General features: G+C 36.2%; 24 protein-coding genes and 1 pseudogene. 15 read left to right on the forward strand and 10 right to left on the reverse strand.

The window, feature by feature from the left end; genetic code table 11:
- Positions 1-338 precede the first annotated feature (338 nt).
- The 5 genes from AACK98_RS00215 to AACK98_RS00235 all read left to right on the forward strand — a co-directional run bounded on the left by AACK98_RS00215 (position 339) and on the right by AACK98_RS00235 (position 5,512).
- Positions 339-890 (forward strand): cell cycle transcriptional regulator TrcR, encoded by a 552-nt coding sequence (locus tag AACK98_RS00215; RefSeq protein ID WP_339041377.1) that lies wholly within the window; start codon positions 339-341, stop codon positions 888-890.
- Entirely contained in the window at positions 887-1,708 is an 822-nt protein-coding gene (locus AACK98_RS00220; RefSeq protein ID WP_339041379.1) for an inositol monophosphatase, read from the forward strand. The genes AACK98_RS00215 and AACK98_RS00220 overlap by 4 nt, the downstream gene beginning before the upstream one ends.
- Before the next feature lie 97 nt (positions 1,709-1,805).
- The gene (locus AACK98_RS00225) at positions 1,806-2,240 is read left to right on the forward strand and encodes a transcriptional repressor (RefSeq protein ID WP_339041381.1); all 435 of its coding nucleotides are present in this window, start codon (positions 1,806-1,808) and stop codon (positions 2,238-2,240) included.
- 120 nt (positions 2,241-2,360) lie between these two features.
- Entirely contained in the window at positions 2,361-3,353 is a 993-nt protein-coding gene (locus AACK98_RS00230) for a DMT family transporter (protein WP_339041383.1), read from the forward strand.
- Positions 3,354-4,279: 926 nt separating this feature from the next.
- Positions 4,280-5,512: an MFS transporter gene (locus AACK98_RS00235; protein WP_339041385.1), complete on the forward strand. Its 1,233-nt coding sequence runs from the start codon at positions 4,280-4,282 to the stop codon at positions 5,510-5,512.
- Between the two features lie 35 nt (positions 5,513-5,547).
- Here AACK98_RS00235 and mtaB read toward each other — a convergent pair whose 3' ends face one another.
- From mtaB to AACK98_RS00260, 5 genes are all read right to left on the reverse strand, one after another.
- On the reverse strand, positions 5,548-6,837 hold the full coding sequence (gene mtaB / locus AACK98_RS00240) for a tRNA (N(6)-L-threonylcarbamoyladenosine(37)-C(2))-methylthiotransferase MtaB (RefSeq protein WP_339041388.1): 1,290 nt from the start codon (positions 6,835-6,837) through the stop codon (positions 5,548-5,550).
- A gap of 16 nt (positions 6,838-6,853) precedes the next feature.
- Entirely contained in the window at positions 6,854-7,282 is a 429-nt protein-coding gene (locus AACK98_RS00245) for a DUF2335 domain-containing protein (protein ID WP_339041390.1), read from the reverse strand.
- Positions 7,283-7,714: 432 nt separating this feature from the next.
- On the reverse strand, positions 7,715-8,404 hold the full coding sequence (gene dnaQ, locus AACK98_RS00250; RefSeq protein WP_339042711.1) for a DNA polymerase III subunit epsilon: 690 nt from the start codon (positions 8,402-8,404) through the stop codon (positions 7,715-7,717).
- Positions 8,398-9,114, reverse strand: coding sequence for a dephospho-CoA kinase (coaE, locus tag AACK98_RS00255; RefSeq protein ID WP_339041392.1), 717 nt, complete (start codon positions 9,112-9,114; stop codon positions 8,398-8,400). Before coaE ends, dnaQ begins: the two co-directional genes overlap by 7 nt.
- A 273-nt stretch (positions 9,115-9,387) precedes the next feature.
- On the reverse strand, positions 9,388-9,702 hold the full coding sequence (locus AACK98_RS00260) for a multidrug efflux SMR transporter (RefSeq protein WP_339041394.1): 315 nt from the start codon (positions 9,700-9,702) through the stop codon (positions 9,388-9,390).
- Between the two features lie 118 nt (positions 9,703-9,820).
- Between AACK98_RS00260 and AACK98_RS00265 the strand changes: the two genes are divergently transcribed.
- Positions 9,821-9,964: a hypothetical protein gene (locus AACK98_RS00265; protein WP_339042725.1), complete on the forward strand. Its 144-nt coding sequence runs from the start codon at positions 9,821-9,823 to the stop codon at positions 9,962-9,964.
- Here AACK98_RS00265 and infA read toward each other — a convergent pair.
- The 3 genes from infA to AACK98_RS00280 all read right to left on the reverse strand — a co-directional run bounded on the left by infA (position 9,926) and on the right by AACK98_RS00280 (position 11,042).
- On the reverse strand, positions 9,926-10,216 hold the full coding sequence (infA, locus tag AACK98_RS00270) for a translation initiation factor IF-1 (protein WP_339042714.1): 291 nt from the start codon (positions 10,214-10,216) through the stop codon (positions 9,926-9,928). The two genes, AACK98_RS00265 and infA, sit on opposite strands and share 39 nt — an antisense overlap.
- 116 nt (positions 10,217-10,332) lie before the next feature.
- On the reverse strand, positions 10,333-10,707 hold the full coding sequence (locus AACK98_RS00275) for an IS1 family transposase (RefSeq protein ID WP_339040222.1): 375 nt from the start codon (positions 10,705-10,707) through the stop codon (positions 10,333-10,335).
- Positions 10,629-11,042, reverse strand: coding sequence for a hypothetical protein (locus tag AACK98_RS00280; protein WP_339040857.1), 414 nt, complete (start codon positions 11,040-11,042; stop codon positions 10,629-10,631). The genes AACK98_RS00275 and AACK98_RS00280 overlap by 79 nt, the downstream gene beginning before the upstream one ends.
- A gap of 256 nt (positions 11,043-11,298) precedes the next feature.
- On the opposite strand from AACK98_RS00280, the gene AACK98_RS00285 reads away from it, so the two are divergent.
- Positions 11,299-12,525 (forward strand): MFS transporter, encoded by a 1,227-nt coding sequence (locus AACK98_RS00285; protein WP_339041396.1) that lies wholly within the window; start codon positions 11,299-11,301, stop codon positions 12,523-12,525.
- Between the two features lie 474 nt (positions 12,526-12,999).
- Complete coding sequence (locus AACK98_RS00290) at positions 13,000-14,145, forward strand: putative peptidoglycan glycosyltransferase FtsW (RefSeq protein ID WP_339041398.1); 1,146 nt, start codon at positions 13,000-13,002, stop codon at positions 14,143-14,145.
- Positions 14,146-14,375: 230 nt separating this feature from the next.
- On the opposite strand, the gene queF is transcribed toward AACK98_RS00290, so the two are convergent.
- Entirely contained in the window at positions 14,376-15,191 is an 816-nt protein-coding gene (queF, locus tag AACK98_RS00295; RefSeq protein WP_339042716.1) for an NADPH-dependent 7-cyano-7-deazaguanine reductase QueF, read from the reverse strand.
- Positions 15,192-15,637: 446 nt separating this feature from the next.
- Here queF and dksA point away from each other — a divergent pair, with 446 nt between their 5' ends.
- The 7 genes and pseudogenes from dksA to AACK98_RS00330 all read left to right on the forward strand — a co-directional run bounded on the left by dksA (position 15,638) and on the right by AACK98_RS00330 (position 21,131).
- Positions 15,638-16,060, forward strand: coding sequence for an RNA polymerase-binding protein DksA (gene dksA, locus AACK98_RS00300; RefSeq protein ID WP_339042718.1), 423 nt, complete (start codon positions 15,638-15,640; stop codon positions 16,058-16,060).
- Between the two features lie 238 nt (positions 16,061-16,298).
- Positions 16,299-17,735, forward strand: a complete 1,437-nt coding sequence (locus tag AACK98_RS00305; protein WP_339041400.1) for an NADP-dependent isocitrate dehydrogenase — start codon at positions 16,299-16,301, stop codon at positions 17,733-17,735.
- The gene (locus AACK98_RS00310) at positions 17,728-18,336 is read left to right on the forward strand and encodes an SspB family protein (protein WP_339041402.1); all 609 of its coding nucleotides are present in this window, start codon (positions 17,728-17,730) and stop codon (positions 18,334-18,336) included. The genes AACK98_RS00305 and AACK98_RS00310 overlap by 8 nt, the downstream gene beginning before the upstream one ends.
- Before the next feature lie 32 nt (positions 18,337-18,368).
- Positions 18,369-19,097, forward strand: coding sequence for an LPS export ABC transporter ATP-binding protein (gene lptB, locus AACK98_RS00315; protein WP_339041404.1), 729 nt, complete (start codon positions 18,369-18,371; stop codon positions 19,095-19,097).
- Between the two features lie 251 nt (positions 19,098-19,348).
- Positions 19,349-20,342 (forward strand): annotated as a pseudogene (locus tag AACK98_RS00320) (IS481 family transposase).
- 131 nt (positions 20,343-20,473) lie between these two features.
- On the forward strand, positions 20,474-20,890 hold the full coding sequence (locus tag AACK98_RS00325) for a hypothetical protein (RefSeq protein ID WP_339040768.1): 417 nt from the start codon (positions 20,474-20,476) through the stop codon (positions 20,888-20,890).
- On the forward strand, positions 20,853-21,131 hold the full coding sequence (locus AACK98_RS00330; protein ID WP_339040346.1) for an IS1 family transposase: 279 nt from the start codon (positions 20,853-20,855) through the stop codon (positions 21,129-21,131). The genes AACK98_RS00325 and AACK98_RS00330 overlap by 38 nt, the downstream gene beginning before the upstream one ends.
- Positions 21,132-21,508: 377 nt before the next feature.
- Here the strand turns inward: AACK98_RS00330 and AACK98_RS00335 are convergent, their stop codons facing one another.
- Positions 21,509-21,895, reverse strand: a complete 387-nt coding sequence (locus AACK98_RS00335; protein ID WP_339041406.1) for a cytochrome c-type biogenesis protein CcmH — start codon at positions 21,893-21,895, stop codon at positions 21,509-21,511.
- Between the last annotated feature and the right edge of the window lie 144 nt (positions 21,896-22,039).

The raw sequence follows: 22,039 nt of genomic DNA on the forward strand, positions 1-22,039 counted from the left end.
AGTTTTTAAAAAAGTGATCATATCATACTTCTATCTAATTGTGAAAACTCTCCAATATATAACTAAAGCGCTATATAACGTCTCTTTTATCGCTATAACATGCATATTATAAATTGTTATGCTACAAAAGAATGTGCCAATTATGAATTGAAAAGCATTTTTCAAGAGATGAAGCAAAGCTATAAGATAGATTTTAGTCATAAAAAGAAAGTAGCACATGCTACATGTGTGATTTTGACAATGCATGACATGCTATGCTATAATTCACACCAAGCACACTTTAATAATTGGTGGCATTTGTTAATAAATAAAAGAATAGTGAAATGATAGCACCTTTAATGCCAAAGGCCACTGCTGTGTGGTTGATACAAAATACTACGCTCACTTTCGAACAAATAGCAGATTTCTGCCACTTGCATGTGGCTGAAGTGACTGGAATAGCCGATGGAGATGTTGCCAAGGGTATAATAGGTGTTGATCCAGTAACGATGGGACAGCTCGAGAAAGACGAGATATTACGTTGTCAAAACGATAGCACACTAAGACTTAGATTGCTGGCTGATATGCAGAATATTATTTCACAGCAAAAGAGGAAGAGCAAATATACTCCTGTGGCAAAGAGAAATAGCAAACCTGACGCTGTGATGTGGCTGCTGAAGAATTGCCCAGAATTAACCGAAGCTCAAATAGTGAAGCTAATTGGAACAACAAAGTCTACTATACAATCTGTAAAGAATAAAACACACTGGAATTCCCAAAATATAAAGGCTAAAGATCCAGTGATACTTGGACTTTGTACGCAGACAGAGCTTAATGCTGTATATGGTGTTGTGAAGCAAAAAGCTGAGTCTAGTAAAAGATCAGGATCTGATGACGTGCCTCTATCATGACTCAAACATATCCACCTATAATATCTGGAATTTTAAAGGCTTGCAGTAAAGCTTCCGTGAGATTGATACGCGACTTTTCAGAATTAGAGAAGTTGCAGATCTCTAAAAAGGGTTTATCTGATTTTGTCACTCAGGCAGATGTCAAAACCGAAGAGTTGCTCGTATCAGAGCTCGGACGTCTAAAGCCAGGTTGCTCTTTTCTGCTCGAGGAAACAGGTGAGATGCACAGCAATAGTAGTGAAGATAGCGCTGCAGCAGCTTACAGGTGGATAGTCGATCCAATTGATGGAACAGTGAATTTTATGCATGGCAACCCAAATTTTTGCATTTCCATCGCACTTGAAAGAACGGCAGCTGCTTCATCTGCAAAGGAGATAGTTTCTGCTGTGATTCACTGTCCTTTCTTGCATGAGTCTTACTGGGCAGAAAAGGGGAAAGGAGCTTATCATATCAATTATATTGGTCAACAATCTAGAATGCGTGTTGGGATGAGACCAAATTTCTTGGCAACGTTGTGTGGAATTAGCAGCATCACGCAACTGAGATCTGACGATATACAGCTTATTTTAAATAAATTACAAGAAAATCACGTAAAAATGAGGATTTCAGGATCGATTGCACTGGATCTTGCGTATGTTGCTTGTGGTAGACTTGATATGGCTGTATACTCAAAACTGAAGCCTTGGGATATAGCAGCTGGGCTATTATTAATACGTGAAGCTGGAGGAGTGGTGCGCAATATAGTAGGCAATACTCCATTTGATGATGGCGCAAGTATTATAACGTCTAATACAGATCTTTGTGATAAGATTTATTAGTTAAGTTGTTGCGTAAGCTGAAGAATAGGATATAGCATCATATTAGTAAATGGTTTATGCTTTTTCTTACTTAGATACATGCATGTAAAAACTTTTTATGAAAAAGAAGAAAATATCCAGCATAGAGCGCATATGTATAGCAAGCGGCATTAAGATGACGCAGCAGAGGATGGTGGTTGCCAAAGTTTTATTAGAGTCAAAAGACCATCCAGATATAGATGAGATTCACAAAAGGGCCCACAAGATGTATCCTAATATCAGCTTAACGACAGTTTATAGAACGATGAATGTATTTGAAGAATGCGGTGCAGTTCAAAAGCTGGAAATAAAAGATAGCAAGTCAAGGTATGAACCTATTGATAATACAAGCGAAAGAGAACATCATCATCACTTAGTGGATGTAGAGACTGGTGAAATTATAGAGTTTTATGATTGCAATCTTGAAGAATTAAAGGTATCGATAGCAAGAAACCTTGGGTATAAGCTTGTTGATCATAGGCTGGAGTTGTACGGTGTGAAGATTAAAAAATGAAGTTTTTATTTCAAAAAAATTGAAAAAATATTATTTAAATGTGAGTTGCTATTGCAATTCGCATTTAGCGCTGTTATAATTCCGCCGTCCGGGTTACTTAATTCGCGAGCAAATCAAAATATGTATAGTAAAATCCGCAATTTTAAGCTTGGTAACACAATATCAGGCGTTCTTCTGATGGTGTTGCACGCAGCCTCAATGGCTGCATTGTATATTGCTGCGAAGAACCTAATGCATGATATTCCACCTAAGCAAGTAGCTTTCTTATATAAATTCAGCATTTTGATCGCTGTAATACCTTGGTGTATGAAAGGTGGATTTATTAATAATCTTCGTACCACTCGTTTAGGAGTACATATAACTAGGGGCACATTCAGTGTGCTGGGCTCTCTTTGTTTTTTCTATGGGCTTTCAAAGGTTGAAGCAATGGACGCGGCGGCTGTTGCATATCTGGAAAATGCCTTGGTCCTAACTGCTGGCGTATTATATTTCAAAGAAAGGCTTACATTTGCAAAAGTGGTGTTGATTACATTTGGTGTTGTAGGAGTATTGTTTGTAATTAAGCCAGGATTTCAAGAATTCAATAATCACTATATATACCTGTTCTTAGCTCTAGTATTTTGGGCTATAAATAATGTGGCGATCAAGATTTTAGGCAAAACTGAGCGGACAAAACCTCAATTGTTTTATACGATGCTTGTAGGCTCCATACTATCATTCCAGCTCGCGCTCAAAGTCTGGCAACCTCTTGAGTTTGCACATCTTAAGTATATAGCTTTTTTATCAATTTTTCATATCATTCATGTTGTCGCCCTATTTAAAGCATTTAAATTTGCTGATGTTTCTATTGTGATGCCTTTTGATTATCTAAGATTGATTTTTACTGGCGTATTAGGGTTTATGTTTCTCGGTGAAGTCCCAGATAAATATTCAATCATTGGTTATTGTTTGATAATATTTGGTGGTTTATACCTTATTCAGTCTGAAGCCAAGAAAAAAGGCTTTACACAGGAAAGTGAACGTAAAGCGCTTGCTATTGAAGAAGTGCATAGAAAGAGAAGAGAGCGAATAAAGATGAAAAAAAAGATGGCAAAGATAGAGAAAGACAAGTGATATGCTATGGCACTGGCTTAAGTAAGTGCACGCGCATGAATTTGAAAGGCATATTTTTTAGAGAATCAGTTCATTTCTGAGTCATATATTATATATATTTACGAAGAAATTAACGAAGTAATACCAGCTCTCACAAATAACAGCATATATTTGCTGTGTATTTTTTAGAAAATTTAAGATGAGATTTGAGATCTGCAGAATGACTTCACCAGCACTGCCATATTTCTGATAAATGAAGAGTTGGTATTTGTTATATGTATAAAAGCTAAGAAGAATATGGATGTATGTGTATACAAAATATATAAGGAACATTCTAAAGGTGCCAATTTTGAAAAGTATGACGAGTATATTTATGAATCAGGAAAATTTGCACACTGTAATGTGAAATTTGATTGTATGTCATAATATTTTAGAAAATAGAGCTGAATTAAGTTGAATGATTATTCTGCTCTAGCAGCAGTGTTCCGCTTCACAAGTTGATGATTGAGTTTCTTAAAGCAACTGAAGCAATTTTTGCGTTTCAAAATAAATTGCTAAAAATATATGAAAAACACTGCATTATACAGCTTCATTAGGTTGATTGCTATGGACAAAATAATTTATGGAGACTAGAATCTCATAGTATTGCTACTAGTGTTAACTTTTTTGATTTTTTACTAGTGCTATAAATTTAAATGCTAAGATTTCATTGTACCTTATCTTAATTGCAATTTTATAATTGATCTCAAGCAAAGTTTGAGGATTTCTATATAAACGACAAAGATAACGCGTATCACATGTGTTCAAATAAGCTATTATACTAATTATTTTATCGGTTTTAGAGCAGGAAAATGATACTACTTTGTTATTTAAGGTTCTAGCATTGTAGATGTTAATTTTGATGAGTAAAGTGAAAGATTATTCACATTAGTGATTATTGGGTTTGGATGCGTAAACATAAGATAGTTGGTTCGGCAATAGTTGGCAACATAATTGAATATTACGATTTTGGTATTTATGCTGTATTTGTGCCAACAATAGGGAGATTATTTTTTCCTGCACACGATCCGTTCATACAATTGCTTTTAGCTTTCGCTATATTCGCATTTGGTTTTTTAATGCGACCGCTTGGTGGAGTCATTTTTGGACATATAGGAGATAAGATCGGCAGAAAGACAGCATTAACAGCCTCTATTCTTGGTATGGCTTTTGCTACTTTTTGTATAGGGTTACTTCCTTCTTATGAAAAAATAGGGATATTTGCGCCGTTCTTGCTTGTGCTAATAAGACTAATACAGGGTGTATGTATTGGTGGTGAAGGTGCAGGCTCTGCTATTTTTATTTTAGAACATCTTGATGGGTATAAACCTGGACTTATTGGAAGTCTTGTTATGGCTTCTAACATGATTGGAACACTCTTTGCAACATTTATTGGCTTAATTGTCACTCATTTCTTTGGCAATGATGACTTTAGCTGGAGGTATTGCTTTCTCTTTGGCGGGGTAATGGGGCTGTCTGGTCTTTATCTAAGGCATAGCATAGATGAAACTCCTGCATTTAGGGCTAGAACTAATAAAAACGCAGTAGTTCCAATAATAGAGGTATTGCGGAAAAAATGGCGTAGAATATGGATAGTAGCTTGCATAGGGGGTGTTGCAACGTCTGTTGCTTATACTATTCGTGGATATCTTGCAGTGTTTTTTGTTGAATATACACATTACACTCATCTTGAAGCTTTATATCTTACTTCTCTTGCAGTGTTAACTTTTATAATTATATTGCCTGTGTTTGGTCTTGCTGCGGACAAAATAGGCTATTCCAGATTTCTGCATATTAGTTGCTATGCTGTGATTTTTACAGCTCTGCCAATATTCTTATTGCTTAGTCATCAAGACGCAGCACATGTATTGCTTGGAACTTTCGGGATTAGCATACTGGCAGCTGCAGTATCTGCCCCGGCCTATCCATATGCTATACAACATTTTACCCCTTCACTTAGATATTCTGGTGTTGCTTTTAGTTGGAATATAGGCAATGCTTTATTTGGTGGAACAGCGCCTGGTATAGAAACCATTTTTGCTGAGAAATTTGGGCCGCATGCGCCTGCATATTACCTTATAGCGATAGCAGTAATTTTCTTACTTGTTAATTATGCTATTAAATATAGCGCTAAACTATAGCTTTCATAAGTATATACTCTTTATCAGAGTGATATTTATACAATATTCCCAAGTAATACTCCGTCAGAACTGAGTTCCGTAAGAGATATTTGGAGTACTTTCCCAATTAAATCACGATTTTTTGATTCCGCGCCAGCAATACGCACCTGAGAGAAGTCTTCAGCTCTTCCAGCTCCATTTTTTTCAATCAATACTTTTGCTCGTTTTCGTACACTGTTTTTATAATGATTGAGCACTTTCGTATTACAAAGCGATCTTAGAGCTTTTGCTCTCTCTCTCCTGACTTCTTTTGCTACTTGTGGCATTCTGCTAGCAGGAGTATTTTGGCGTTCCGAATATGGAAATACATGCATAAAAATAATATCGAGTTCAGATAATAGATCATAAGTATTCTGAAACATCAGATCACTTTCTGTAGGAAAGCCAGCTATAATATCTGCGCCAAATGTTATTTCAGGTCTCAATTCCTTAATTTTGTAGTAGAAGTTTTTTATATCTTCTCGTAAATGGCGTCGTTTCATTCTCTTTAATACCATGTCGTCTCCAGATTGCAGACTCAAATGAATATTTGGCATCATTCTGGAATCTGAAGCAAAGAGTTTGATTAGCTCTTCATCTACTTCAGCTACGTCTATCGAAGATAATCTCAGCCTTTGCAAATTGGGAACTCCATCTAAAAGTGATTTAACTGCAACTCCTAAACTAAGCTTTTCAGGTAAATCATTACCGTAATCAGTAATATCAACCCCTGTTAATACTATCTCATTGTATCCCCTATCAACCAAGATCTTAGCCTGATCAATTATATCTGTTACTGGTACACTTCTACTATTTCCTCTTGCATATGGTATAATACAAAATGTACATCTGTGGTTGCAACCATTTTGAATTTGTAAAAAGCCTCTAACATTATTTTCGAAACCATCTATTAGATGCAAAGCAGTATCACTAACTGACATTATATCATTAACAGAAATTTTTTGTGCTTGTGCTATAGTATCATTGCCATCAGAACTAAGATTCTTATAAGATTCTACGCTTAACTTCTCCTGGTTCCCTATAACACGTAAAACACCGGGCATCGCTGCGTATTTAAGAGGGTCAAGCTGTGCAGCACAGCCTGTTACAACGATCTTTAAATCAGGGTTTTCTTTATGAGCTTTTCTGATAGCTTGTCGTAGTTGCCTCTCAGCTTCAGCTGTGACAGCGCAGCTATTCATAACCAAGACATCATCTCCAGCTTTTAGACTAGATAAATGTTTCCTGATTAGTTCGCTTTCGTAGATATTAAGGCGACACCCAAAGGTTAGTACTTTTTCATTCATAAAAACTACTTGCGGTTTAAGCCGTTTTCCGTTCACTAGAACTATTTCTAATATGCTTACGTCTCTCTGAGTCAGAAGGATAGTACTTCATAGCTTTTATATGCACAAGTAGCAAAAAGCTAAACCCAGCTATAACAACAAGCGCAGCAAGATAGAGATTAAATTTGCTAAGCACAACAGTGGTAATAAGTATCATCATTGCGACAATCAAATGACAAAACTGACCAAATCTGATTACATTGCTCTTGTTTTTAAAGTAGAGCTCTTGCCTTTTATGCCTATTTGCTTGTTCGCTCTGCATCATATCCATAAGCTTTTGCGTAATTCCTGGAGCCATTTCTTCGTAATTTTCTAGCAAAGCTAGTGGTGGTAATATAGAGAAATCTTGGTGATTCTGCTTATAACCCTGACCAAACCTACTTCTGTGGTAGTTACCTTTTTTCATGCTTCCCCATTAATTTTGTAAGCGCTCCCTCAAGTTCCCTGCGCACCATTCTGCAATCAGATATGAATGGATTGAAATCGTTTCTGTATATACCATAACATGAAATAAATTTATAGTAGAACGCCTGCGCAAAAGCAAAGCCTTTAAGTAGGACTTTCATTTTAAAAGCACATACATCATTACACTCACTAGGCTGCTTAGATCGCATAAACCCCTACTGCCTTCTGCAAAGTATTACTTGCACTGTATAAAACGCTTACCATTTTTATCTAAAATAAATATATCTTCTGAAGAAATATAATAATGATTTTATAAATTATGTATATTATGGCATCTTGAATACAAAGCTCCTCTTCTAATCCCGCTTCTAAGAATAGAGCATCTTCTTTTTGCCTCAGGCTTATAATCAAGCGGTGATGTTAAGTAGTCATATCAATCACTGCCATATATATGGTTTTTAATCTTACTAAGTAATTCTCTATGCTCGCTAAGTTCTAAGTCACTAACTTTAAAGTGTCTCTTATGACGAGTACCAGTACGACCAGTATTCTGCTCATGAGCAGAATAATCACTTCTCGCGCGCAGCTGCATTATAGACTGCTCCGGAGCAAGCATTCTAAGATAAACCATAGCAAGGAGCTCAGAATCTACAAGTGCGCTATGCTTCTCTCGCGTATGCAAACTAATGTTGAATCTGCGGCAAAGTGCATCAAGGCTATACTGAGAACCAGGAAATTTCTTCTTTGCTATTACCAGTGTATCAATAGCTCTATGCATAGGTAGAGTTGGAAATGCCATAATTGCCAGTTCATTATTCAAAAACTGCATATCAAACAACGCATTATGGATGATAAGTGAGCTATTCCCTATAAAGTTCAAAAAAGAACTCACGACAGATTTAAACAAAGGTTTATCAGCTAAAAATTCATCTGATATTCCATGCACTTCAAAAGCGTTTGGCGCAACAGGTCTTTGTGGATTTATATATGCATGGAAGGTTTTGCCAGTCTTCACTCTGTTTATTAATTCAACACAACCAATTTCTATAATCCTATGCCCATCCTTTGCGCTAAGCCCTGTAGTCTCAGTGTCTAGCACCACTTCTCTCAAATTGTTCACAATTGTACAATGCCTCTAATTGATAGTTGAGTTCCAGATACAGTACCCACAGTAGACACTAAATAATCCGAGAAATTTGCTCTGTAATCATCTGACACTTGCACCATGACTGTAGCATGAAATTTTTCTTTTGTCATATTCTTTCGCTGCATGACTCTTTCGTATCTTGCCTCCATACTTGATATGGTAGATACTATAAAACAGCGTTCTGCAAATGCAAAAATCGGATAAAATTGTTCAGGAGAAATCTTAAGTTTTTCAAACAGCATCGGAATCTCTATAACTATGGATTTAGAAACGCCGTACTCCTGTTTTACCTTTCTAATAAAGTCTGCCCTTGCAGATCTGATATACTTATAGACTATATTCTCAAGTTGCTGTCTTTTGGCTGAATTCGCAAACACCACATCAGAAAGCTTTGCTCTATCTATTATAAAATGCTTGCACTGTGATTTATTATCTCCTGGAATTCTACATTCCGGAAAATTCTCCAGCACCTCTTCAATAGCGCGCGCATCAGACTGTGTAATGCTTTTTGTTGCAGCGTCTGTATTGAAAGTAGCAAACCCGCAGTTTTTAAGAAAATTTAGAGTGAAAGTTTTTCCTGATGCAATACCGCCTGTGAGCAATATCATCTGTCCTTTATTTGGAACGAGCTTGTCTATATTTGAGAACTTCTTCAATATAAGCTCACCATTCTTGATCAAAAGCATCCCAGAGTGCCATCAAATATACCGCAAAACTACACAACAAAAGTTTCCTCTGCTTTCTCAAAAATCACATACAACTATGCCACTGCCGGCAAAGTCACTTTCGCATACTCCTTTGGCCTAATTTTCAAGTATTACCTCGTTAATTTCTTCGCAAATAATATATAAGTATTTGACTCAGAAATTAACTGGCACTCTAAAAAATCATGCACTTCAAATCCCTTGCGCGGCTAATTACTTGAGCGCAAGTGCTATAACAATAAAAGATGCGCTAATTTAAGACGCAAGTTTTAATCCTATTATTGAAACAACCAATAGAACCAAACAAGCGACTCTTGCTATAGCAAATGGCTCCCCTAAAAAACAGATGCCAACAGTTGCAACGCCAGCCGTCCCTATACCTGTCCATATAGCATACGCTGTGCCTGCAGGAATGCTGCGCATAGCAAAAGAAAGGAAGACAAAGCTCAGAACCATTGAGATATAAAAAAGAGCAGACCATAAAAGATTTTTATGTCCATCCATCAACTTTAACGAGACAGCAAAGACAATCTCTAACATTCCAGCGATTATCAAATATACCCAAGACATTTATTATACTCCGTCTTATATTCTCTTTGATTCTTTAGCACAAGTGCATGCGATTAAAAGAGCATTTGTTGATTCCTTATACTAGGCACTGCCTGCATCTATATCGATCACTAACATTATGAATAAGGTTCTTGTACACGAGCTTGTTGTATTAGGTATAGCCCAAGTTGTTAGTAAAAAACAAGCATTGCTTAAATATAATTTAAATTATTGCTATAATCACTTAGCTGCTAGTGTTGTTACTGCTTGCATAGTTGGTTGAATGATTGCTGCTGTCAGGACTTGTGAAACTGTGTTCTGTTTTTCTATGCATTATCCGCCCCTTAGTCAGGTCATAAAGGTTCATTTCAACTGTTACTTCATCACCAACAAGAACTTTTATTCGATTTTTTCTCATCTTACCAGAAGTATAAGCGACTATTTGGTGCCCATTTTCCAACTCAACGCGAAATGTTGCGTTTGGAAGCATCTGCATAACTCTTCCCTTTAGTTCTATAAGTGATTCCTTGGACATATTAAACATTGATTAAATAAAATACCACTACGCTTCAAAAGTGAAGTCATGTAGTTTAGTAAATATCAGATTGTGAATTATTTTCTCTATTTTGTCAAGATAAGCATTGGGCATTGCTAACTAAAGATAGATATCAGCAAGTCTTTATTAAAAAGCATTAGGATAGAGTTATAGATCATATCTATGGCCTTACTGTAACGTTTGGTTTTACGATGAAACCTGGCTAAATAGTGCCGTATTAATGAGTTGAATGATTCCACTAAAGACGTTTCTGCCTTAGTAGAATAGTGTTTTTTAGCAATCCTAAATTTTTCATAAACGTCGTAATGGTCACTGCATGATATCTCTATCTCGTAGCTACTTTGTAATCGCATGGCAATCGGAAGATAGGATGCAAAATCCCTGACAATGCTCACTTCAAAATCAACAACTTTATTTCTGTCCCTATCAACAGCAAGCCAAATGTAGACTTTGTTAGTTTTTTTTGGCAATAACTAAAAAGCTCATCCAGCTCAATAATTGAGATTTGCTTGGCATCCTCAGGTATCGTAACATCATTCAGCCTTTGTTTTAGAAGCTTTGAGAATTTTCTAATCCACTTTATTATAAGTGAACTCGAGACCTTTTCTAATCTCTCGATTGATCTAATTCCAACTCCCTCCAGATACATACTAACAACCTTCATCTTTTTATTAAGGCTGTACTTTACTCTCATATCTCCAGACTTATAGCTCTTTTTACACTCTAGGCACTTATACCTCTGACGACCTTTAATATAGCCATTCTTTGTGCTTCCTATGCTGCCACAATGCTTACAACTTAACATATACAATGCTTCCAATATAACTTACTATCAAGGCAGTATACATATACGCGAATTTAAAAGCAAAATCTATTCTTGGTTAGCAATGCCAAGCATTGTGCAAACTAAATTTGCTTGATGTTTGAAAAATAAAGTAATATGATTGACCTCCTATTTTCATGATGAGTTTATAAGTAACATTCTTCAAGGAATAGTAATTTTTGAGAAGAGTTTATTTTTTCTGGTTAGCTCATCTGATAAACATTTTAGCATTATGTAATTGATAAAAAATATGTGCACTCCACTTATAGCATGGATGATGTGGTTCTTTTTAACTGCATTCTACGCTTATCAATATGTACTACGAGTTTTTACTGGTACTGTTCTAGATGATTTAACGGCAAAGTTTAATATTGGCGCGTTTGAAATAGGTAATTTTTCCGGGATCTACTACATAGGGTATACACTTGCACATCTCCCAATTGGTGTCGTAATTGATAGAATGGGACCAAAAAAAGTCCTTCCTGTATTTATAATTCTTACTTTCGCAGGCTTATTACCTTTGGTGTATGTTGATAATTGGACTTATTCAGTAATCGGCAGATTGATAACTGGCATTGCATCATCTGCTTCCGTGCTTGGGCTGTTTAAAGTCGTAAATATAGGATTTGGTGAAAAAAAGTTCAGCAGAATGATAGGGATGTCAGTCACTATAGGGTTGATAGGAGCAATCAATGGAGGCACGCCAATTTCATATCTTTTACAAAAATTTGGATTTGAAAATGTAATCAATGCACTCTGCATATTTGGAGCGGTACTTGCGATTTTTACATATTTTAGCATCCCTAAGAATGTTGATATAAACTCCAGAGTTCATTCAAATGTATTGTCAGAGCTTAAATCAGTGCTCTTAAATCCTAGAGTTCTATACTTAAGCTTCCTTGGTGGTTTGATGATAGGTCCTATGGAAGGATTTGCTGATGCTTGGGGGCCAAAATTTTTACAAGAGCTGTGTGGATTATCTAAAGAGGATGCTGGTACCGCTGTTTCATTTATGTTCTTAGGCATGTGTTTTGGCTGCCCTATGCTTACTTACATAGCTGAAAAGTTAGATGCTTTCTATGGAATAATACTAATTTCTGCCTGTGTTATGCTTGTATGTTTTATTCTGATATTCATGGGAGTTGGAAATGTGGCATTCATGCATATACTGCTATTTGTGGCAGGGTTTTTCTCAGCATATCAAATTCTAATAGTCGGCAAAGTGCGAAACTTTACCTTACAAAACCTTGGTACCGTAACTTCTGCAGTAGCGAATATGATTATAATGATTTTTGGTTATGTTTTTCATAGTGCAATAGGAATCATAATACATAAGCTAAGCGGCAGTGGAATGGAAGAAGTAACCATCATGCTATACGGACTATCTACCATACCTATGGCTCTTATGATATCGATACTTGGCATGTTGATATTGTTGCTGCGTAAAAAACAGTGGGGATACTAAATGTACAACTTTTATTTCCAAACAAATTTCAAATATTGTATCAAAGTCTTTCTCAAGAATGCTGTTTATATGCGCATCATTTCATAATTAGTCAAGGCTATAAGGAAAGATAGTAATATTTTATCACAAGCAAGAAATGCTAAAGTTTCTTGAAATGCACGAAAATAATTATACAATCTTATGTATAGTGATGTTGCAGTTAAGGTATTGAATTCATGCACTTATTTATTGTGCATTTTCTATTGATAAAAACGCTGTTTTTCTCTTAGGTTCATGTAGCTATCCTTAGAAAACCTCACTGCCTTCGTAAGGCTTAGAACAACGATTAATGAGTTGTAAACTGTTAATGCGGTTTGTATTGATTAGAGCAGAAAATTAGATCTAATTTTCTATTTCTTTCGAGTTTTTGGAATTAATCTTGATCTATGCTAGATATTAATCATTTAGTTGAAGTGGTTATAAGGAATATAGAGGATGTATAGTAGAAGAGAAGCTCAAGTAGGTAAATGGTGGCGTCAGATAGATGGCCTATCCCTAATAATCACTTTTGTTATTATCAGTGTTGGCTTGGTGCTAGTAATAACTGCAAGCCCTTCAGTTGCAGAAAGAGTTGGTCTTCCTCCGTTTTACTTTGTATATAGACATATATGCTATGTTATAATCTCAAGCATTGTGATGCTTATTATTTCAACGTTGGACGAAGTCGTAATAAAGCGTCTGTGTCTACTTGGTTTTTTTGCTTCCTTGATTTTGCTATTTGCCGTGTTATTTCTTGGTGATGAAGCAAAGGGAGCAAGACGGTGGATTAGTCTATTTGGTGTATCTACACAACCGTCAGAGTTATTGAAACCGTTCTATAGTATATTTATTGCCATATTACTTTCAGAAATGTGCAATGTTTCACAGAAAAAGAAATTCCTGCTCTGCATCGCGATTCACCTTATAATAGCAAGCCTTATATTAATGCAACCTGATTTTGGTATGGCAATGACAATATCGCTTGTAACTGCGGGCCAGTTTTTTGTCGCTGGGCTTTCACTTGCGCTACTGATTTCAAGTGCAATACTCCTATGTTTAATGGCAACAGGTGCATATTTGTTTTTGCCGCATGTGCGCAAGAGAATTGAAAGCTTTTTATCTGATGACATTGGAACAAATTATCAGATTGGAAAATCACTTGAGTCTTATATACAAGGAGGATTTTTAGGCAAAGGTCCAGGTGAAGGAACTGTTAAGCTAGTATTGCCGGATGCCCATACAGACTTCATTTTTGCAGTTGTGGGAGAAGAATTCGGTTCTTTCTCTTGTTTTTTAGTCTTAGCGTTATTCGCAATTTTAGTTTTGCATGGCATTATGCGTCTTACACTTAGCAATAATCTATTTCGTATATACTCTGCTACTGGAATATTAATGTACTTTGCAATTCAGTCTATTTTTAATATAGGCGTGACACTACATTTATTTCCAACGAAAGGCATGACGCTGCCATTTATTAGTTATGGTGGTTCTTCTATGCTGTCATTCGCATTTGCGATAGGGATATATCTTGGAATCACAAAGCATCATAACAAGCTTTATCACTCTATAACAACTAGAACTCAACATGCATTACCACTTTAATAAATCTGTCCGTCAAAAGATCGATTTGCTGCACGAATACAAATAAATTTTTGGCGGACTGGCTTTTAAACTGCCCTACGCTAATTTTCAGATATATAATTCGTTCGACACTTGCAAATACTACTTTCACAAAATCCATAAGGTTTTTGGCATTTTACAACTTTTTCTGCTACATCATAATTGCTTGCGCCCAATATGAATCTAGAGTTATGAGACAAAGACAATATAGCCTACTGTCTGATTAGCCTTAAATTGCCAATGTTATTATTAGATTCTGTGCTTCTAAATGGGTTAATATCTATTCCGCCTCGTCGCGTATAACGTGCATATATTGTCAGAGATTTTGGTTTGCAATACTTCATTATATCCATAAATATTCGCTCTATGCACTGCTCATGAAATTCACTGTGATTCCTGTAAGAAATTAAATACTGCAGCAATCCTTTATGATTTATTTTTTTTCCATTATAAGCAATTTGAATAGATCCAAAATCTGGTTGATTTGTTATATAACAGTTAGACTTCAGTAAATTAGAGTATATAGTCTCCATACATTGCTCTTCTTCGGAAATGCTTAGATAGTCTGGAGTAACACATTTTGCATTGCAAGCAACATCAATATCATCCAAGCAAGTTCCACAAAAATTTGAAAAAGCAATATTGGTATTAAGTTTAGAAAGAGAGACTACTATATCCACACAAAGTGCTAAACTTAAATCATTTTTTATTATCGAAATTACTTCATCTTGATCTTTAAAATTCGTACAATGAAAAGAATTTAGGTATAACTTCAAAGACTTTGACTCTAGCATAAATTCAGAAGAAGCAGGATATCTAAATTCAAGTATCCTGACCTCAGGTTTTCCTTTCATATTCAACCATGAAAGTTCATATGCGTTCCAAATATCTATCCCATTAAATGGAAGAACAGTGCTTTCTATACCAAGCGCCACACGTCTCGGGGCTCTTGGTATTCTATAGAGCAAATCCCTATTATATGAAGATAGGTATACAGGTTTTTCTATGAGTGGATTTTTTAAAAACATCACCAAGGAACTCAAATTAGTATATGCACATATTATGTGCTGTTTTAGTGATCTAAAATAAGACGCGCATCCATTATATCAAAATAGTTTTGTATTGCAAAGTAAAACAGGAAATTAGAATATGCACTCACAGCCTTCAGCCATTTCGCATTGCGAATGCAAATAGTTGGGCACTTTGCCGGCACTGCCTAATACTGTTAATACCATTTGCTGCTTAGTTTGCATCTTAACCTCTTGCAAAAATAGTAAGGCTTGTTATAGATTAGATGTGGTAGATTTCTGTTCGGACAGAGTTTTGCCATTGCCTATGTTGTGTGAATTAGACTGTTACCTATAGTTTCGTGTCTGGTATTACTATATCTAGCAGAACTTTTATGGTAAATATTGTCACTAACTTTCTTGTTTATGGCTAATTTCTTATTATATCCTTAATGTGAAGAAAAATGTTGAAGCAAATCGTGGAATTACCACAAAATTACAAACCGTCCGAGGACGAAGAGTATATGAATCCCTTTCAGCTAGAATATTTCAGGCAGAAGCTTTTAGGATGGAAGGATGCTCTACAGAAAGAGTTGATGAATGCGGCTTCATATCTCAAGGAAGAGAATTGGAACAATCCAGATTTTAATGATCGAGCCGCTGTTGAGGCTGACGCTGGTCTTGAGCTCCGTACTAAAGACAGATATAGGAAGCTTATAGCAAAGATAGATGATGCACTTCTCAGAATAGAAAACATGGAATATGGGTACTGCGAAGAAACAGATAAGCCAATAGGACTAAAACGTCTTGAAGCAAGACCAGTCGCAACACTTTCGATAGAAGCGCAAGAAAAACACGAGAAATTTGAGCGTACGCATAGTGAGGAATAATTTGTTTCTCAATTTATCGCTTGATTTCTCATTCTAGAGCATATTTTAAGCAGGATGCTTTGCTAATTTGCTGTTCATTCTTTAAATATGCATTGATTGTGATGTTGAGATCAGCTACCATCGTGATAGTCTTGTGCTTCTTTTGTGGGCTTGTGTCTTACTTATATACCACGACAGCCGTAGTTTGAAGTACGCATTTTACTACTGGTGCAAAAGTCTGTGAGGTCTTTAGTCTATTATGTCTAATCTTACTATTACTGTCGCAAGGGGTGATGGAGTCGGCCCTGAAATTACAGAAGCGGTGTTGCAAATTTTGGAGGCAGCAGGAGCACCTCTAGATTTTGAATATGTAGAAATCGGAGAGAATGTTTATAATAGTGGCATCTCTTCTGGTATTTCAAAAGATGCTTGGAATAAGATCAAGAAAAACAAAATATTATTGAAAGCTCCAATCACAACTCCTCAAGGAAAAGGTTACAAAAGTTTGAACGTAACTTTTCGTAAATCCTTGGGGTTGTTTGCAAATGTAAGACCCGTAGTTTCTTATCATCCATTCGTACGTAGTTTACATCCTAAGATGGATATTGTGATTGTTAGAGAAAATGAAGAAGATTTATATGCTGGCATAGAATATAGATCAACACAAAGTAGCTTACTAAGCTTGAAGCTGATTTCAATACAAGGTTGCCAGAAGATTATTCGATATGCATTCGAATATGCTAGAAGTGCAGGAAGAAAGAAAGTAACATGCATGAGTAAGGATAATATAATGAAGATGACAGATGGGACGTTTCATCTTCTCTTCAAATCTATAGCTCAGGAATATCCAGAGATCGAAGCAGACCATTACATAATAGATATAGGTTCGGCGAGAATTGCTGCTAAGCCTGAGATTTTTGATGTAATAGTAACATTAAATCTTTATGGTGATATTATATCAGATATTGCATCTGAGGTTTCTGGTTCTGTTGGCATGGCAGGAAGTGCAAATATAGGAACAAACTATGCGATGTTTGAGGCTGTACATGGCTCTGCACCTGATATAGCGGGGCGTAATGTCGCGAACCCTTCTGGTCTTTTGAATGCGTCTATTTTAATGCTAGAGTACTTAGGGCAGATGGATGTTGGAACAAAAATACGAAATGCCTGGCTAAATGTGATAGAAAGTGGTATACACACCGCCGATATATATGATTCAGAGACTAGTGCTGAGAAAGTATCTACTAGCAAGTTTGCAGCAGCTGTAGTACGCTGTCTTGGCAGGGAACCAAAGCAGCTAAGTGCAGCAGTTTCCAGCAACAGTGCTAAGGTGAACATTGTGACTCAAATGCCACATAATGAAACACAGGAACTAATTGGAATTGACGTATATATTCAAGATACAGATCTTGGAGTAAATAAGATGGCGGATATAGCAAAAGCTGCAAGTAGTGTGCTTAGCCTTCAGACAATCTCACAAAGAGGTCTGATAGTTTGGCCCGAAGCAGAAGTTGAAGATACTGGCAGCTATATGATGAGGTTAAGATTCTTTGCAAGTGATAACGTTCAGCTAACAGAACTTGATTTAATAGAATTGCAAAGATATTTATTAGAAAGCAAAATTAGAATTGCTATGACGCACACTTTATATGAGTATTCTGGAGCTCCTGGCTTTACAAAATCTCAAGGTGAGTAATTTAAATAGCTATCAAGAGGAGGGGGATATGTCTATAAATGATAAAGTAATAGATTACAGCCAGCTGGTTGACGAAGCAATGTACTTCATAGTTTACAAAGCGCTGAAAATAGTGGAGCAGCATGGCTTAATAGGAGATCATCATTTTATGATATCTTTCTTAACGAAACATCCCGGTGTTATGATTTCAGAAGGGTTGCGCAATCAATACCCTAATGAAATGATGATAGTGCTTCAATATCAATTTCGTGGTTTAGCTGTTCATAGAGGATATTTTGAGGTAATCCTTAGTTTTGGAGGAGTACCAGAAAAGATAGTTGTTCCATTTGCGGCTGTGACAACTTTTGCTGATCCAAGCGTACAGTTTTGTTTAGAATTTTCTGCACAAACTGGGTTTGACCAAACATTATATCCAACGTTTAAAGCAAACAATGGAGTGGAAAATGAAGATGATATAAATGTCGCACTTGCAGTTCAACATCTACATTACCCTGATGACAATAAGGTGCCTCACTCAAATTTGAGCGTGAATAATAATGGTGGGAATATGGATAATGTTGTATCGCTGGATGAGTTTAGACGCAAAAGAAATAAAAAATAAAAAAATTAAGTATATATCCGTATCAACATTAAATGTTATCAGCTCAGCATATATCCAAAAGTTATGATGGAAAGAAAATAGTAAGGAATGTAAATATCAATGTTGGTAAGTCGGAGGTAGTTGGGTTGCTGGGACCAAATGGAGCTGGCAAGACCACTTCTTTCTTAACTATAGCAGGCTTTATACTCCCAGATTCAGGGGATGTATTCATAGATGGGCAAAATGTTACACAAGCCCCTATTTATCGTAGGGCACAGCTTGGTCTTGGTTACCTTCCACAAGAATCGTCAGTGTTTGTAGGCCTTACAGTCGCAGAAAACATCATGGCAATTTTGGAATTTGCTGAGCCCAGCATAGTTCAGAGAGAGAAGATTTTAGAGTCATTGCTTACTGAATTTTCACTCGAACATATAAGAAACGTTAGAGGCGCTGTACTCTCAGGTGGAGAACGTAGAAGAGTCGAAATTGCACGTTGTCTTGCTTCCAATCCAAAATATATACTGTTGGATGAGCCGCTAGCTGGTGTTGATCCATTGGCTGTCGAGGAAATTAAACAAATAATTGCAAAGCTGAAAGACAAAGGCATCGGCATACTTATTACAGATCACAATGTACACGAAATGCTGCAATTAGTGGGGCGATGCTATGTTATATATGACGGCTCTGTGCTAGCACATGGCACGCCAAAAGAAATAATAAGTGATATTCGTGTGCAAAAGCTATATCTTGGACAATCTGCAGCTCGCAGCGGAATGATGTAATCTGTCCGAGCGCGTTGCTAGTCGCCTGCGTCATAACTAGTCCATCTGCCAAAAATTTATAACAAATCAAATTTTGACGCAGAGACTTGCTATTATCTGTATTAGTCGACATTTTATCTTACATTTAGTAAATTAAATTAGTTATTAAATGGAGATAAGCAATGAACTTAAATCAAAAAATCATCAAACCGAAACTAGGTTTACTTGAATTGGCAAAAAGCCTTGGTAGTATATAATCTGCATGTAAGGCAATGTGTTATAGTAGAGATAGCTATTACAGATTTAAAGAACTATATGAAACAGGAGGAGAAGAAGCGCTATACGAGATAAGTCGCAAGAAGCCAATAATCGCTAATAGAGTAGATCCTGCAGTAGAAAAAGCAGTAGTTGATATGGCGATGGAGTACAGCATATGGACAACTTAGAGTATCAAATGAGCTGAAGAAGAGTGGTATACTTGTTTCTCCTGGAGGAGTAAGATCGATTTGGTTACGTAATGATTTGAATAATATCAATAAAAGATTGAAAGCCTTAGAAGCTAAGATGGCCCAAGATGGTATTATATTGACCGAAGCACAGCTGCAAGTACTAGAGAAACGCCGTAATGAAAAAGAAGCACATGGAGAAATTGAGACACAACATCCAGGTTATTTAGGTTGCCAAGACACATATTATGTAGGCAATTTCAAAGGGATAGGAAAGGTTTATGCTCAGGTATTTATTGATAGCTACAGTAGATTTGCTGATGCTAAACTGTATACTGACAAAACTGCGATTACTGCTGCTGATATGCTAAATGATCGAGTGTTACCATGGTATGAGAGTCAAGGGATACCGATGCTTCGTATTCTTACAGATCGTGGAGGAGAATATAAGGGAAATATAGAACATCATGCTTTTGAGTTATTTCTCAGTATAGAAGGTATAGAGCATACAACAACTAAAGCATATTCACCTCAAACTAATGGTATGTGTGAACGTTTTAATAAAACTATGAAACAAGAATTCTTTGATACAGCTATGCGTAAAAAGATTTATACATCATTGGATGACTTGCAATTAGATCTTGATATTTGGTTAGAGTATTTCAACAATGAAAGACCTCATTCTGGTAAATATTGTTATGGAAAAACACCTATGCAAACTTTTTTGGATAGTAAAAAGTTAGCTGTGGAAAAGAATAATGAAATCTTGTATCTCAGTTACATATCTGACAGTCAAAACTTAACTGACAAGCAGATATAAAATTTATGAGAGTTTTCACAATTAGATAGAAGTATGATATGATCACTTTTTTAAAAACTAAAGAGTGGTTTTATGGTTTGTTGTAAGGGATGTTGCTCTGATATCTTTGTAAAGAATGGCATTGTGAGGGGGTGTACAGCGTTATAAGTGCAGATCATGTTCTAAATTTTGTTGAGGGCGATCTGGGCAAGAAGCCTCAAACAGCTGTTAAGAAAGCATTATGCGTTATGCTATATAGTCTTGGTAATGGCTCTTTTTCTATGTTAGGCAAGATATTAGGGCATTCGCCGTCCATAATTTATCGCTGGGTAGTAGAGGCGATGGGCAAGACTCAGGAGCCAGTTGTCTCTTCGGATATTATGGAGATGGAATTCGACGAGATGTGGCATTTTATTGGTTCAAAAAAAACAAGCTTTGGATCATTAAGGCAGTTGATCGTAGTACAAGGAGAACAGTTGCCTGGGTTACAGGCAATCGTGATACTGCAACATTCCAAAAGCTCTACAAAAAGTGAGTCATCTGAAAGAATGTCATTTTTATACGGATGATTGGGATGCTTTTTCTAAAATTTTACCCAAAGAGCGTCATACAATTGGAAAGTCTGGCACAGTATGTATCGAGAGAGATAATAGCAACACGCGACATCATTTATGCCGAATGACACGGCGCACTAAAATCGTTTCTAAAAAAGAGTCAATGGTATACGGATCCATCAAGCTTTGGTGCGCTCTTACTATTACACAAATATTCAAACAATATCAAGAACAGCTCTTATCTATCTTTATGTGAAAACTCTCAAATTTATAACTGTCTGTAAGATCAAATCTTGACTTCTACAAGTTTTTTCCAGCCCCTCGAAGTTTCACTTCATATGTGCGTAAGTTAAACAGCCTATATGTCAAAAATTGCTTTGCTGCGCAAATAAATTTTTGCGGCAAATTAAATGTACAAAAATTAGCTTTAGACCACGCCATGGCTAATTTTCGGATATATAATTTGTCCTGTGCCTAGCAAATACTACTTAACAAAATCCATAAGATTTTTGGCAATTTTGCCATTTTTTTCTGCTGGACTTTCGGTGCAGCATAATTGCTCGCAGATCAAGATAAATCCCATGTTCATTAGAGTTACAGGCGACTAAATCATAACTCATTATTTAACCTTAGCTAACATGAAATAAGCTTGTTTACTTTTTGTTTTTGCTTGATAGCAAATAACAAAATTAAAATAGATAATGCCAAATATGGCGCAATCCAAAGTATCATATTTGCCATCGAAAAAGATGGCTGAAAAACTATCTCTTCGCCATACTTTTTCCTTAAGAACTCGATTATTTCATCATCACCTTTACCAGACCTTATCTTTGCTTTTATAAAAGTGCGCACAGTACTTGCAAATTCTGTTCTAGATTCTTTTATAGATTCTCCAGCACATACCATACATTTGACTAGCGAAAACAGCCTTTCTTCACGCTTTTTGAATGTATCTTCTAAGTTTGTATTACTTGATTCCTGTTCCTTTGATGTATATATAGCGATTTTACTATGTTCCACATCTGAATATGGAGTAGTGGAATATAATAAAGCCAATGATAATACGATTTTTGCTATCATAAATTCACATGAAGTTCATATAAATTAAACTTCTTCTTCAAACTCGATTCCAGTGAAATAATCGCAAGGAGCATACGGAACTAT

Origin of the sequence: Candidatus Lariskella endosymbiont of Hedychridium roseum, from assembly GCF_964020185.1 — a bacterium.
GTDB lineage: Bacteria > Pseudomonadota > Alphaproteobacteria > Rickettsiales > Midichloriaceae > Lariskella.

Excerpts from the sequence above, each read along its gene's own strand:
- AACK98_RS00215 (WP_339041377.1), top strand. The coding sequence starts at position 339 with ATGCCAAAGGCCACTGCTGTGTGGTTGATACAAAATACTACGCTCACT.
- AACK98_RS00220 (WP_339041379.1), top strand. The coding sequence starts at position 887 with ATGACTCAAACATATCCACCTATAATATCTGGAATTTTAAAGGCTTGC.
- AACK98_RS00225 (WP_339041381.1), top strand. The coding sequence starts at position 1,806 with ATGAAAAAGAAGAAAATATCCAGCATAGAGCGCATATGTATAGCAAGC.
- AACK98_RS00230 (WP_339041383.1), top strand. The coding sequence starts at position 2,361 with ATGTATAGTAAAATCCGCAATTTTAAGCTTGGTAACACAATATCAGGC.
- AACK98_RS00235 (WP_339041385.1), top strand. The coding sequence starts at position 4,280 with ATGCGTAAACATAAGATAGTTGGTTCGGCAATAGTTGGCAACATAATT.
- mtaB (WP_339041388.1), bottom strand. The coding sequence starts at position 6,837 with ATGAATGAAAAAGTACTAACCTTTGGGTGTCGCCTTAATATCTACGAA.
- AACK98_RS00245 (WP_339041390.1), bottom strand. The coding sequence starts at position 7,282 with ATGAAAAAAGGTAACTACCACAGAAGTAGGTTTGGTCAGGGTTATAAG.
- coaE (WP_339041392.1), bottom strand. The coding sequence starts at position 9,114 with ATGCTTTTGATCAAGAATGGTGAGCTTATATTGAAGAAGTTCTCAAAT.
- AACK98_RS00260 (WP_339041394.1), bottom strand. The coding sequence starts at position 9,702 with ATGTCTTGGGTATATTTGATAATCGCTGGAATGTTAGAGATTGTCTTT.
- AACK98_RS00265 (WP_339042725.1), top strand. The coding sequence starts at position 9,821 with ATGAATAAGGTTCTTGTACACGAGCTTGTTGTATTAGGTATAGCCCAA.
- infA (WP_339042714.1), bottom strand. The coding sequence starts at position 10,216 with ATGTCCAAGGAATCACTTATAGAACTAAAGGGAAGAGTTATGCAGATG.
- AACK98_RS00280 (WP_339040857.1), bottom strand. The coding sequence starts at position 11,042 with ATGTTAAGTTGTAAGCATTGTGGCAGCATAGGAAGCACAAAGAATGGC.
- AACK98_RS00290 (WP_339041398.1), top strand. The coding sequence starts at position 13,000 with ATGTATAGTAGAAGAGAAGCTCAAGTAGGTAAATGGTGGCGTCAGATA.
- queF (WP_339042716.1), bottom strand. The coding sequence starts at position 15,191 with ATGTTTTTAAAAAATCCACTCATAGAAAAACCTGTATACCTATCTTCA.
- AACK98_RS00305 (WP_339041400.1), top strand. The coding sequence starts at position 16,299 with ATGTCTAATCTTACTATTACTGTCGCAAGGGGTGATGGAGTCGGCCCT.
- lptB (WP_339041404.1), top strand. The coding sequence starts at position 18,369 with ATGTTATCAGCTCAGCATATATCCAAAAGTTATGATGGAAAGAAAATA.